General features: G+C 42.5%; 10 protein-coding genes, 1 pseudogene and 1 riboswitch. All 11 genes and pseudogenes read left to right on the top strand.

Features of this window, described 5'->3' with window-relative positions; translation table 11 throughout:
- Window positions 1-60 precede the first annotated feature (60 nt).
- The 11 genes and pseudogenes from thiE (at window position 61) to ACN6MT_RS18930 (ending at window position 12,461) form a co-directional block, all read left to right on the top strand.
- The gene (thiE, locus tag ACN6MT_RS18980) at window positions 61-672 is read left to right on the top strand and encodes a thiamine phosphate synthase (protein ID WP_419956482.1); all 612 of its coding nucleotides are present in this window, start codon (window positions 61-63) and stop codon (window positions 670-672) included.
- Window positions 673-941: 269 nt separating this feature from the next.
- A riboswitch (TPP riboswitch) is annotated at window positions 942-1,049 on the top strand.
- 76 nt (window positions 1,050-1,125) lie between these two features.
- The gene (thiW, locus tag ACN6MT_RS18975) at window positions 1,126-1,635 is read left to right on the top strand and encodes an energy coupling factor transporter S component ThiW (RefSeq protein ID WP_419887522.1); all 510 of its coding nucleotides are present in this window, start codon (window positions 1,126-1,128) and stop codon (window positions 1,633-1,635) included.
- A 16-nt stretch (window positions 1,636-1,651) separates the two neighbouring features.
- Window positions 1,652-2,737 (top strand): long-chain fatty acid--CoA ligase, encoded by a 1,086-nt coding sequence (locus tag ACN6MT_RS18970; protein WP_419887521.1) that lies wholly within the window; start codon window positions 1,652-1,654, stop codon window positions 2,735-2,737.
- Entirely contained in the window at window positions 2,734-4,182 is a 1,449-nt protein-coding gene (locus tag ACN6MT_RS18965) for an acyl-CoA reductase (RefSeq protein ID WP_419887520.1), read from the top strand. Before ACN6MT_RS18970 ends, ACN6MT_RS18965 begins: the two co-directional genes overlap by 4 nt.
- Before the next feature lie 11 nt (window positions 4,183-4,193).
- Window positions 4,194-4,937 (top strand): ABC transporter ATP-binding protein, encoded by a 744-nt coding sequence (locus ACN6MT_RS18960; protein WP_419887519.1) that lies wholly within the window; start codon window positions 4,194-4,196, stop codon window positions 4,935-4,937.
- Window positions 4,934-5,677 (top strand): ABC transporter permease, encoded by a 744-nt coding sequence (locus ACN6MT_RS18955; protein ID WP_419887518.1) that lies wholly within the window; start codon window positions 4,934-4,936, stop codon window positions 5,675-5,677. The genes ACN6MT_RS18960 and ACN6MT_RS18955 overlap by 4 nt, the downstream gene beginning before the upstream one ends.
- Before the next feature lie 14 nt (window positions 5,678-5,691).
- Window positions 5,692-6,696 carry an ABC transporter substrate-binding protein gene (locus ACN6MT_RS18950; protein ID WP_419887517.1) on the top strand — a complete coding sequence of 335 codons (1,005 nt, stop codon included), beginning with the start codon at window positions 5,692-5,694 and terminating at the stop codon, window positions 6,694-6,696.
- A gap of 9 nt (window positions 6,697-6,705) precedes the next feature.
- Entirely contained in the window at window positions 6,706-7,476 is a 771-nt protein-coding gene (locus ACN6MT_RS18945) for an SDR family oxidoreductase (RefSeq protein ID WP_419887516.1), read from the top strand.
- 595 nt (window positions 7,477-8,071) lie between these two features.
- Window positions 8,072-8,260 (top strand): annotated as a pseudogene (locus tag ACN6MT_RS18940) (heterocycloanthracin/sonorensin family bacteriocin); the annotation flags it as partial.
- Window positions 8,261-8,604: 344 nt separating this feature from the next.
- Window positions 8,605-10,518: a putative thiazole-containing bacteriocin maturation protein gene (locus ACN6MT_RS18935; protein ID WP_419887515.1), complete on the top strand. Its 1,914-nt coding sequence runs from the start codon at window positions 8,605-8,607 to the stop codon at window positions 10,516-10,518.
- On the top strand, window positions 10,515-12,461 hold the full coding sequence (locus ACN6MT_RS18930; protein ID WP_419887514.1) for a TOMM precursor leader peptide-binding protein: 1,947 nt from the start codon (window positions 10,515-10,517) through the stop codon (window positions 12,459-12,461). The genes ACN6MT_RS18935 and ACN6MT_RS18930 overlap by 4 nt, the downstream gene beginning before the upstream one ends.
- Window positions 12,462-12,481 lie beyond the last annotated feature (20 nt).

Raw genomic sequence — 12,481 nt, 5'->3', positions numbered from 1 at the left:
ACCAGGTTGAATTTTCAAAATAGTGATTCATTAAGAGAGGCATTGAACGTTTACTTTATTATGGGAAGTCCCAACTGTAAGGACCATCCTGTTCGTGTTCTGCAGGAAGCGATTGAAGGTGGAATCACCCTTTATCAATTTCGTGAAAAAGGAATCGGAGCTTTAACCGGGGATCAAAAGCTTGAACTGGCTCGACAACTTCAACAACTATGCAGAGAAAACCACATCCCTTTTATTATTAATGACGATATCAGTTTAGCCATTTCACTTAATGCGGACGGTGTTCATATCGGGCAGGATGATGAACCCGTGGAGGAAGTAAGAAAGAAGCTTGGCGAAGATAAAATCATTGGCGTTTCCGTACATAGCTACGACGAGGCTGTCACAGCCTTAAAGGGAGGAGCCGATTATTTTGGGATCGGTCCCGTTTTTCCAACGAAAACCAAAGAAGACGCCAAGCCTTCAAACGGTACGAAGCTTATCGAAGAACTTCGACACAAAGAATTTAGCATTCCGATTGTGGGAATTGGCGGAATCACTGCGGATAATGCAGGGTCGGTTATCACAGCAGGAGCGGATGGCGTTTCGGTTATAACTGCGATTAGTCATGCTCCTTCTGTTACTGAAGCAGCTAAATCGTTAAGAAAAAGTGTGTTAGAGATACGATCTTGATTTAACGAGATTTTTTTTGATTTTTGTTAGGGAGTTATGGAAGTTAATTTATTCGTGCCCGCAATAACTCATTTTTGTGGAAAACGGTAACGAAACGGTACTATTCATGCCCGTCAAAGCGGATTTTTGTGAAATACGGTAACGAAACGGCACTATTCGTGCCCGCCAAAGTAAATATAGGCGGTTTGCGGTAACGAAAAGCAATACTCGGACCCGCATCGTCCACGGAATAACATAATCAACAACAGAACCATTCTATTAAAATTTCATACTAGCACTGGGGGAGCCGGAATAGGCTGAGATTAGACTTGTAGTGGTCTTAAACCCCTGAACCTGATCTGGGTTATACCAGCGTAGGGAAGTGAACGATCCAAAACCTGTTTTTTGAGGCAATGGTATCGTATGAACCAGTTATCCCCCAGTGCTTATTAAAAACTTGGAGGGATTTTTTTTATGAGAAAAACACACAAACTCACATTGACTGCAATGATAATCGCGATTGGCACACTTTCGAGTAATTTATTCTATATTCCAATCGGTTTCACAAAGGTGTTTCCGATTCAGCATTTCTTAAATGTTTTGTCTGCTGTTCTCTTAGGACCGGTTTATGCCGTTGCCCAGGCACTATGTGTCTCCATTCTGCGAAATATGATGGGAACGGGTTCACTCTTTGCATTTCCAGGTAGTATGGTGGGTGCCTTATTAGCGGGACTTCTTTTTATGAAAACCAGAAAGATTTATATGGCGTTTATCGGTGAAGTAATAGGAACAGGCATTCTTGGAGCGATACTATGCTATCCAATCGCAACACTATTATTAGGTCAAGAAGCGGCAGTATTTGGCTTTATCCCGTTATTTATTTTTAGCTCGATCGCGGGTGCACTGATTGGCGCCATCATTCTTTCCGTCTTTTTAAAGAAGAAAATACCTGTGCTAACTCAACATGGAACTACTTTGAAATAGAAAGGAACTTACCTTCATGGAACAGCAGAAAATCATACAGTATTTACTAACGATTCTTCAATCAGATTCGCTTTCAGAAGATGAATTTAATCAAAACGCCTTACAACTATTCGCTTATCAATACACCAATAACCTTCCATTCCGGAAGTTTTGTCAGCAAAAAGGCAAAACCATCCGGACCGTAAAAACGTGGAAGGACATACCAGCGGTACCGATTAATGCTTTTAAGGAGGTACCACTAACGTGTACACCACCTGCAGAAGCAGAGAGATACTTTATGACAAGCGGTACCACACTAGGTATAAAAGGGAAACACTACCATCCGACCTTAGAGGTATGGAATCATTCAATGAAAACTTATTTTAAACAGCGCTTTATGAAAGAAACTGAAAAAATCAGAATGGGAATTCTGTTCCCGACGGAAAAAGAAATGCCAAATTCCTCATTAGCTCGCTATTTAGCGCTTGCGAAGCAGGAGTTCGGCACGGAGGAGAGTCACTATCTCCTAGGTGAAAATAGGATTGAAATCGAGAGACTCATTCAAGAATTGGAGCATGCAGAACGCTCTGGTGAGCCATATGCATTATTAGGGGCTTCCTACAGTTTTGTTCATCTGTTTGAAGAACTAACAAACATCGGACGGAGTTTCCAACTGCCGCCTGGAAGCAGAATTTTGGATACGGGTGGATATAAAAATCAGTCAAAAGAATGGAAACTGGATGATTTTTACCATGAGTTATCAAGAGTATTAGGTGTTCCAAGAAAAGATTGCATTAACATGTATGGTATGACGGAATTGAGTTCACAGCTCTATGATTCTGGAAATGAACGGGTTCCGTCTGTTAAGTCCGGTCCTCATTGGTTGAAAACGAGAATCATAGACCCGTTAACAGGTGAAGACGTCGCTGAGGGAGAACGCGGGGTCATCGTTCATTGTGACCTTGCCAACTTCAATTCTGTCACCACCATTTTGACCGAAGACTTAGGAATGAAAGTGGATGGCGGGTTTCTCCTCTTAGGCAGGGTACAAGGTACTGAGGCGAAGGGCTGTTCGATTGCGGTTGAAGAATTTATCAAGGCTGCAAAGGGAGCTGCACGATGAGAGAAAGAGTTGGATACCTTCCCGATATTGGGGATGAGGTAATAGAGTCAAAGATTCTTACATTTTCAAGAAAAGGTGTGACTCTAGAAGTAGAAGCGCCGTTACTTACTAGAAAGCAAATGCAACAAGTGAGCGAGAAGGTTAAAAAAGCCAGTACCGAAGTGTTAAAAAAAATGACGATTACGGAGATTATTACCATTATTGACACCGCCATTGAAGTTATGCTCGACCGGAACTCAACCTACCGGAAGAAAGCAGAAAGGCTGCTGCCAATTGTAACTGGTTACGATGAAGAAATGATTCGACTCGGACTTACGTCTTTTTTAAAAAAGTTCCGCAAACAGGAGCTGCAGCGCTTCGTGGTTGAGGACCTAGGAAACCCCTTGCTGCTCGATGATTTTCAACCTCGCATAAAGAGAGGGTTTTCTAAAGCAGTCGGATCTGAATTAATTCTCCATGTATGGGCTGGAAATGTACCAGCCCTCCCGTTATGGAGTCTCATTTCAGGGTTATTGGTGAAATCAGGTAACATTGGCAAGGTATCGAGTGCGGAGCCGTTGTTTGCCGGATGGTTCGCACAGGTTTTAGTGGAAGTTGCTCCTCAACTCAAGGATTGCCTAGCGGTTGTCTGGTGGAAGGGCGGAGATGAGGATCGAGAAAAGGAGTTTTTTACGTATCCAGATGTGGTGGTCGGTTATGGAAGTAATCAGTCACTAGAATCAATGAGTCGTAGAATCCCAGTCACCACTCGTTTCTTGCCATTTGGTCATAAAGTCAGTTTCGGGGTAATCAGCAACACTGCACTGGACTCGCGAAAAGCATTAATCACTGCTCATCATGCAGCATTCGACATTATTCAATTCGATCAGCAGGGTTGTTATTCTCCTCATATTTTCTATGTTCAGAAAGGGGGAAATGTATCACCCGAAGCGTTTGCACAGTATCTCGCCCAGGAACTCGAAAGTTATCAAAAGAGATACCCTAGGCGCACTTTGTCCTTGGAGGAAATGACAGCCGCTATCCATTGGCGTAACCAAGAAGAAATATCATCTTATACCAGATCCGCCAAACAGGTATGGGGTCAAACTGAAAATCATTGGACTGTTGTCTATGAAGCAGGTGCGCTGTTTTCACCAACCTGTTCCAATCGAGCGGTGAAGGTCATACCATTTGAAACCGTAGATGATATTTTGCCTAATCTTAAACCCTATCGTTCCTTTTTACAAAGTGCAGGTGTGGCTGCTGCCCCGAGGGAACTTTTTCAATGGGCTGAAAAGTTAGGAAATGTGGGGGTAACAAGAATCACCTCTATAGGAAAGATGACTTCTCCGGAATCAGGCTGGCACCATGATGGCCGTTTTAATTTACTAGATTTGGTTCAAATGATTGATATAGAGCATTCAGCCGAAGAGTATGCAGAGAATTTTGCCGCTTATATCGATTAGGAGGATAGAAAATGGCTTATTTGAGTTTACAAGATGTTACCTACAGCTATGCAAAAAATAATGTGATTGTTGATGCCGTGAATTTCGATGTAGAAAAAGGAAAGTTTCATAGTTTGTTAGGTAAAAGCGGTTGTGGAAAAACCACGTTGTTAAAGCTGGCGGCGGGATTATTAATCCCAAATGAGGGTTCCATACTTTTACAAAATGAAAAAATAAAACCGTCCGAAAGAATTGGATTTGTGTTTCAAGCACCGACTCTCTTGGAATGGAAAACAGTAGTAGATAATGTTCTTTTACCTGTATCGCTTAAACGTAAAGTAACCAAAGAACATGTAGAAAGAGCAGAATCCCTTTTAGAAAGTATGGGTCTAACTCATTTAAAACAGGAATACCCATCTCGTTTATCAGGCGGACAGCAAAGTCGTGTTTCGATTGCGAGGGCGCTGATTGGATCTCCAACCCTGCTTTATATGGATGAGCCTTTCTCAGCACTTGATGCGATTACAAGAGAGGAACTTCAGGACGATCTGCTGCACCTTTGTGAAGTTCATCAAATGACGGTGTTATTTGTTACCCATGATATTTCAGAAGCAGTCTACTTATCAGATAGTATTGCGGTGATGGATAAAGGGAATATCATCAAGCATTTTTCCGTGAATTTTCCAGATCGACACACAACCGATTTTCGTTATTCTGGACAGTTTAGTCAGCTTTGCTTGGAAATCCGGACCGCCATTAGTGGAGGACAACGATGAAAAAAGTTTCGGTATATTCCTGGTTATTATTCATCTTGATATTGATCGGATGGGAAATGCTGGCCAAGCAAATGTCCGAATTAGTCCTTCCAGCACCTTCCGTTGTGGTCACAACCCTGATAGATGGATTAAAAAGCGGTTATTATACTCCGCATATTCTCAGAACCAGTTTGGAGATTGTTGTTGGTCTTTTTCTAGGGAGTTTGTTGGGGATCCTAACAGGGGTATGGATGGGTGAAGTTGAGTTTATCCGAAAGCTTTTCTTTCCTTATGTCATTGCCAGTCAAGCTGTTCCAAAACTCGCGCTGGCACCATTATTTATTCTATGGTTTGGATTTGGAATGACCTCTAAGGTTGTCATCACGGCATTAATTTGCTTTTTCCCGTTAATGGAAAATACAGTAACCGCCATTCAATACACCGATCCTAAAAAAGTAGAATTGTTTCGGGTGTTAGGGGCAACCCGATGGCAGACTTTGCTCAAATTAAAAATCCCCGCTGGGCTTCCAAGTATAATGGCTGGTTTTCGGGTTGCGGTTGTTCTAGCTGTTGTCGGGGCTGTAGTGGGTGAATTTATCGGAGGCAGTGAGGGTTTAGGCGCATTAATTATTGCCTCTCAAGGCATGATGGACACACCCTTAATGTTCTCAGTCCTAATTATCATTACGATTCTTGGAACTTTTCTCTATCAAATCATTTATTTCATTGAACGTCGTTTATTTCAATATAAAAATCATTGAGGAGCTTATTACAAATGAAATCGAAACGAAGTATTACAGTAGCTGTTATGATCCTCGTATTGCTGTTAACGGCTTGTGGGTCAAAAGATAATCAGCAAGCCGCTACAAAAACAGAATTAGAAACAGTAAAAATGGCAAGCTGGAGTCAGCCGATAGCAGAACAAACGAACCTTCTTGTAAGTGAGGAAAAAGATTTTTTTAAAAACGAGGGGTTAGATGTTGAATTTATACCGGGTGCAGGGGGCGGAGACGCCATCAAAAATATCCTTTCAGGTAAGGCAGATATCGCCTTTACCGATCCAGGCTCACTCTACTTTGCCTTGAATCAAGGGGAGAAATTAAAGGTGATTTATACGATCTATCCGCAAAACGTATTCAATGTCGTTTCTTTAAAAGAGAGCAATATTACGAAACCAGAGGACCTAAAAGGGAAGAAAATTGGTGTATATAGCCTTTCGAGTGGTACCAGGCAAAATCTTCTAGTTCTATTAAATCAAGCTGGTCTTACCGAAAAAGACGTTACGATTGTTGAAACAGGCCTGTTGAATTTTGCCCCGCTGATGCAGGGTCAGGTGGATGCAACAGCTGCAACTGACACGGGCTTAGTAACCGCAAGGGAAAAGGGATTGGCAGATGTAAATGTCATTAAAGTAAAAGATTATTTGAATGTTCCAAGTGATCTCTTTGTGGTGACAGAAAAAACGTACAATGAGAAAAAAGCTATGCTGAAAAAGTTTGTTGCAGCCTATCAAACGAGTGCGGAGTGGATGATGAACGAACCGGAGGAAGCCGCTGCTTTAGCCGTAAAACATGCGATTGATGGTAAGGATAAAAATCATAATCTAGAGATTATTAAATTGCGGAACGAAGCTAGTATTTCAGAAGCAACAAGCGACAGAGGCTTAGGGGCAATAGAAACGGATGTCTTACAACAGGGTGCCGATAGCTATAAAGAATTAGGTTTAATTGAAGAGGATTTACATATGTCTGATTTTATCGTTGAAGACTTCATTAAATAGGGGGACAATGTGAAAAAATTTGAAAATAAAACCATATTAGTTACAGGTTCAAGTAGAGGAATAGGTGCGGCCGTTGCGAAAGGTTTTGCGGCAGAAGGGGCAACTGTTATTGTTAATTACGTTCAAAATCAGGGAGCCGCTGAAGAAACGGTTGCTTCTTGTATTGAGCTTGGCGGTGATGCATGGGCGATTCAAGCTGATGTAAGCTCTGAACCGGACGTCATAAGAATGATGGAGGAAATTGAACTCGAAGTTGGTAAAATAGATGTCGTCGTCAATAATGCCTTTAAACCCTATGTGTTTAATCCCGATACACGAAAAATGTTCTCGCAATTAACATGGGAAGACTATCAGAAGCAAATCGATGGAGCAGTAAAATCTACTTACTATGTATGTCAACAAGCCATTCCCTTGATGAAAAAACAAACAAAAGGAAGCATTGTTAATATGGTAACAAACTTGGTAGAGCGACCACTCATTCCTTATCATGACTATACTACAGCTAAATCTGCCTTAATCGGCTTTAGCCGGAATCTGGCAGTTGAACTAGGAGCCTTCGGAATTAGAGTGAATTGTATTGCTCCTGGTTTGGTGTATCCAACCGAGGCAAGCCGACAAACAAGAGAAGAAATAAAAGAAATGATTATTGCTCAAACCCCGCTAAGAAGAATCGCACAACCGGAGGATATTGTAGGACCTGTGTTGTTCTTATCTTCCGAATGGAGTCAGTTTGTAACAGGACAGACACTTTATGTCGATGGCGGACTGGTTATGAGTTAGGGATATTGATAATTATATTAGGTGAATTTGCAATGTGTTTTGTTGATTTCACTACAAATGAAAAATAAACGGAAAAATTCCGGCTAATTTTGGAAATAGCCAAATTTCCTTATGAATAAGGGGAGTTTTTCCGTTTATATAGTCAAAATCCTTGAATTTTACCTTATTTTGACCAATTAACCGGAATTTCTCCGCTTACACCCACTCCTTAAGCTTCCCTATATTCATTAGCAGTAAATTTTCCGCCTATTCTCAAACCTGCTAGAAAATCGATATTTCAATTCTTAGCTTTTCAGTTCACCCTGCCCTTTAAAATGCAAACCGGACTACATTTTAGTTTACATTTCCCTGTGCAAATTGCTCGTTTGGCGATAAGAAACGGATCCTGTTATCCATAACTGACCTCTTTTCCTATTTTTCCAGACCAACCTTAAAGGCTAAAAACAATAAAATAGGCTTTTATATGAGTAGCAATACCCACCCATTGTACATATTTTGTTGGGGAAGGTATAGCGGTATTTACCTATTTTCTAGTTGTTCTGTGCCCGTTTAAAGTTGCTGTGCCCTTGTTTAAATATATAAGGAGGTATTGAAAATGAATGATTTCCATAGTCAACTCCAGGGGTTAAGTCTTGGGGATTTCCAAACGACCGAGGCCGTTCCTTTTGATCCAAGTATGTACTATTCTGATCCTACTCGATTTGGTGGTTTTGGCGGTGTTGGTGGAATTGGCGGAATTGGTGGTTTTGGCGGTGTTGGTGGTTTCCATCGATGTTCTAGTTGCTTTAGCTGCTTTAACTGTTTTAACTGCTTTAATTGTTTCAATTGCTTTAATTGCTTCCATAATTGCGGCGGACATCGCTGCCATAATTGTGGCGGCGGGCATTTCTGCGGAGGTGGCGGTCGTTGTGGTGGCGGTGGCGGTCGTTGTGGTGGCGGAGGCCATCGTTGCGGCGGTTGATAGCTTTCGGTTTGTAAGAAAATTCAACTTAAAAATGGAAAAAGTAAGCCCCAACAATTGTTGTTGGGGCTTTTCTCTTCAGAATTAACATAAGGGACAAATTGAGATACATAGGATGATAGTGATGATAATTAAATAAGGGTAAGTTACGGCTAAGGAGGAGCGCTATGACGAATTTGAACCCTTCTATGCGTCTGAAAGTCAAAAGGGATACATTTTTTCTCCCTGACCCCAACAGAGGTGTGTATTTTCGGAACAATGTAAGCTCGTTCCGTATGGAAGGCAGTATGATCGATCAATGGGTTGAAAAGCTGATACCAATGTTTAATGGCGAGCATACCTTAGAGAATTTGACAACAGGTTTGCAGGGGCCGTACCGAGATAGAGTCTATGAAATTGCAGAGGCACTATATCGGAATGGGTTTGTACGAGATGTGAGCCAAGATCGGTCACATCAATTGAAGGAGCAGGTTTTAAAAAAGTATGCTTCTCAAATTGAATTTGTAGATAATCTGATTGGTTCAGGAGCTTTCCATTTTCAGACCTATCGTCAGACAAAAGTATTGGCAGTGGGATCCGGTCCTTTTTTTGTATCGTTGGTTTCTTCCCTGCTTGATTCTGGATTGCCGAAATTCCATATTCTAATCAAGGACAGTGTTCAAACAAATAGAAGGCGATTGATGGAACTTGTGGAACATGTCCGTAAAACAGACGCTGAAGTGGAGATAGAGGAGGTCCCGCGAAACAATCAAAGTACATGGCAGGAGATGATAAAACCGTTTGATTATATTTTGTATGTATCCCAAAAGGACGATGTAGAGGAACTTCGGCTTCTACATAGGGTTAGCAAAGAAGAGAAGAAAGTGTTTCTCCCTGCTATCTGTTTAGAGCAGGCGGGTCTTGCTGGTCCCTTAGTACATCCAGATTCAGAGGGGTGTTGGGAGTCAGCATGGCGTCGTATTCACCAATCGGCTCTCTACAAAGATCAGCCATCTTCCGAATTTTCTTCAACAGCAGGAGCAATGTTGGCTAATGTTATCGTATTTGAGTTATTTAAAAACATTACGGGTGTCTCCGAAAAGGAACCGAAGAATAAAGTCTTTCTTCAAGATTTTGAAACGTTAGAAGGTGATTGGCATTCGTTCATGCCTCATCCAATGGTGACAGGACAACCATCATCTAGAATGGTTGAAGATTTAGAAATGCGACTAGCAAAAGGAACGGACAGAGGGGATCCGGGTAAATTACTTCTTGCCTTCAACCAGATGACTTCCAAGGTATCTGGAATTTTCCATACTTGGGAGGAGGGGGATTTAAGTCAGCTCCCGTTATCTCAGTGTCGAGTCCAAGCAGTCAACCCATTGGCAGAGGGGCCATCTGAACTGTTAGATGATATCGTCTGTACAGGTCTGACACATGAGGAGGCAAGGAGGGAAGCGGGGTTGTCCGGAATAGAATCGTATGTATCACAAATGGTCGGTTCCCTCGAGCTGCCTCCGGAAGTGGGGGTTGGAGCAGGTGAAACTTTCGCGGAAGGTGTTTGTCGAGGATTGCAAAGATATTTGGATGAGGAGTTGATCATACAAAGTCTTGCACAGAAGTATTCCATCCTCCCGGTGCAGTTAAGTACGGTAAAAGATGAACGCTGTCAGTTTTATTTGAAGGCACTGACCACGTTACGGGGAGCACCGACGATAGGGATTGGCGAGGAAGTGTCTGGATTCCCAGTTGTGTGGATTGGTACCAACGACGGATGGTATGGCAGTGCCGATTTGAATATCACATTGGCATTACGAAATGCGCTGCAACAGGCAATTAGCACTGTGCAAAATAAAGAAGAATACTTGTTGGCACGATCATTGGAGGTTTCATCCATGATACTGGATGAAAATGTGCCGAAAAGCATTGAAATACCTGGATGTGAAGAGAGGATACAAACTGAGGACTTGCTGAATGCCATGGAAATCTTGAAACGGAACGGAAAGCAGTTGTCTATATATGAATTAGAACTAGAACCCTTTTTGAAGGAAGGATTGGCAGGGATATTTGGGGTATTGGTTCAAGAGGAGGGATTAACGTGAGTGCTGTCATATTGGTCGTAGGAGAAGGACTGCTGGCAGACCACATGTGTGAAGAACTTTCTTCTCAATACTTGGTATTTCGCCAAACTGATTTTGGGGCAATCGTGCCCGGTAGTGTTGATTTGGCATTGGTATTACATGACGAATGGAATCCCTCCGTTCATCAAAAAGCAGAAGAGGTGTTTCGTCAAACCAATACGCCTTGGTTGAGAGGTTTTGTTACTTTTGGTGAAGGTGTAATAGGACCGCTAGTTCGCCCAAGCAGACAAGGGTGTTCACGATGTTCGGATATGAGGCGTCTAATGACAGGACACGACCGGAATGAGATGTGGGAGATACAAAAAAGGTTGGAGTTAACAGCTGGAATACAGCAAGAAGCTTGGGCATCTCGTACAGGTCTTTTACACTTATCCCACCTGGTCGTGGATGAGGTCCGAAGAATACTCCAAGGGAATCAGGCACAATCTGAAGAAAAGGTATGTTTTATCAATCTGAAAACGTTGAAAAGTTCCTGGCACAGGTTTTTGCCTGTTTCCTTGTGTCAGATATGTAGTCAATTACCTGACGATTCACCAGCAAATGCTCAAATTTTTTTGCGACAAAGTCCGAAGGTTACCAGTGACAGTTATCGCAGCCGTTCGTTAGATGACCTGAATAATGTTCTCGTTAAAGACTATTTGGATCAGCGCACAGGCCTTATGAATGATAAAATGGTTAATCTCGTGCATACATTTGCAGATGTCAGTGTCAATTTGCCATTATTCGAGGGTGACGAGCGAACAGCAGGCCGTACGAACTCATTCGCTGTAAGTGAATTAACGGCTATTTTGGAAGGATTGGAGCGGTACTGTGGACTTGAGCCGCGTGGAAAACAGACAGTGGTTCATGACAGTTATAACCATTTGAAAAATCATGCACTCAATCCGATTGAGGTTGGAGTACACGCAAAAGAACAGTATGAGAGACCTGGTTTTCCATTTACAGAATTTGATCCAGATCGCCCGATTGATTGGGTATGGGGATATTCGTTTTTGCAGGAGCGTCCGATTCTGGTTCCACAGCTGCTTGCCTATTATAGTTTGGGCTGCGGATCACGAGGATTTGTCTATGAGACGTCCAATGGATGTGCGTTGGGCGGAAGTCTAGAAGAGGCCATTTTCTATGGGATTATGGAAGTGGTGGAACGAGATTCGTTCCTGATGACTTGGTACGCACAGATGCTACTCCCTCGGCTGGACCCTGCCTCCATTGACGACCAAGAGCTTCAGTTAATGATTGAACGAATGCGTGCAGTCGCGGGATATGATTTATATTTGTATAACTCTACTATGGAGCACGGAATTCCAAGTATTTTGGCCATAGCGAAAAACCGAAAGGAAAAAGGAATGAATCTTATCTGTGCGGCCGGATCTCATTTGGACCCAGTACGGGCAGTGAAAACGGCGGTTCACGAGTTAGCCGGCATGATGCTGTCGTTGGACGAGAAATTAGAGGCAAACCAGGAGGAGTATGTGAGAATGTTCCATGATTCTTCCTTGGTGCAGCAAATGGATGATCATGGAATGCTGTATGGGTTGCCGGAAGCTGAAGAGCGCCTGCAGTTTTTGTTGGACGAAAATCGTCCATTGCGACCGTTTCACGAGGAATTACAGTGGAATTCAGAACATTTAGATCTTACCGAAGATCTTCGGGAAATTCTTCAAGTTTTTCGTCGAAAAAACCTCGATGTAATTGTAGTGGACCAAACGACACCAGAAACAAGCCGAAACGGACTCTATTGTGTAAAAGTACTTATACCCGGGATGCTGCCGATGACATTCGGACATCACCTAACTCGCGTAACAGGGCTGGAGAGGATATTCAAGGTACCTATGGAACTTGGATATTCTAATGAACCGCTGAAAGCTGAACAGCTCAATCCACATCCTCATCCGTTTCCATAAATGCAACACTAGGAGGATAG

This window comes from Neobacillus niacini (assembly GCF_048572935.1).
GTDB lineage: Bacteria > Bacillota > Bacilli > Bacillales > Cytobacillaceae > Neobacillus > Neobacillus niacini.
This window is presented reverse-complemented; position numbering and strand designations above follow the sequence as displayed.

Excerpts from the sequence above, each read along its gene's own strand:
- ACN6MT_RS18970 (WP_419887521.1), top strand. The coding sequence starts at position 1,652 with ATGGAACAGCAGAAAATCATACAGTATTTACTAACGATTCTTCAATCA.
- ACN6MT_RS18965 (WP_419887520.1), top strand. The coding sequence starts at position 2,734 with ATGAGAGAAAGAGTTGGATACCTTCCCGATATTGGGGATGAGGTAATA.
- thiW (WP_419887522.1), top strand. The coding sequence starts at position 1,126 with ATGAGAAAAACACACAAACTCACATTGACTGCAATGATAATCGCGATT.
- ACN6MT_RS18955 (WP_419887518.1), top strand. The coding sequence starts at position 4,934 with ATGAAAAAAGTTTCGGTATATTCCTGGTTATTATTCATCTTGATATTG.
- ACN6MT_RS18960 (WP_419887519.1), top strand. The coding sequence starts at position 4,194 with ATGGCTTATTTGAGTTTACAAGATGTTACCTACAGCTATGCAAAAAAT.
- thiE (WP_419956482.1), top strand. The coding sequence starts at position 61 with ATGGGAAGTCCCAACTGTAAGGACCATCCTGTTCGTGTTCTGCAGGAA.
- ACN6MT_RS18950 (WP_419887517.1), top strand. The coding sequence starts at position 5,692 with ATGAAATCGAAACGAAGTATTACAGTAGCTGTTATGATCCTCGTATTG.
- ACN6MT_RS18935 (WP_419887515.1), top strand. The coding sequence starts at position 8,605 with ATGACGAATTTGAACCCTTCTATGCGTCTGAAAGTCAAAAGGGATACA.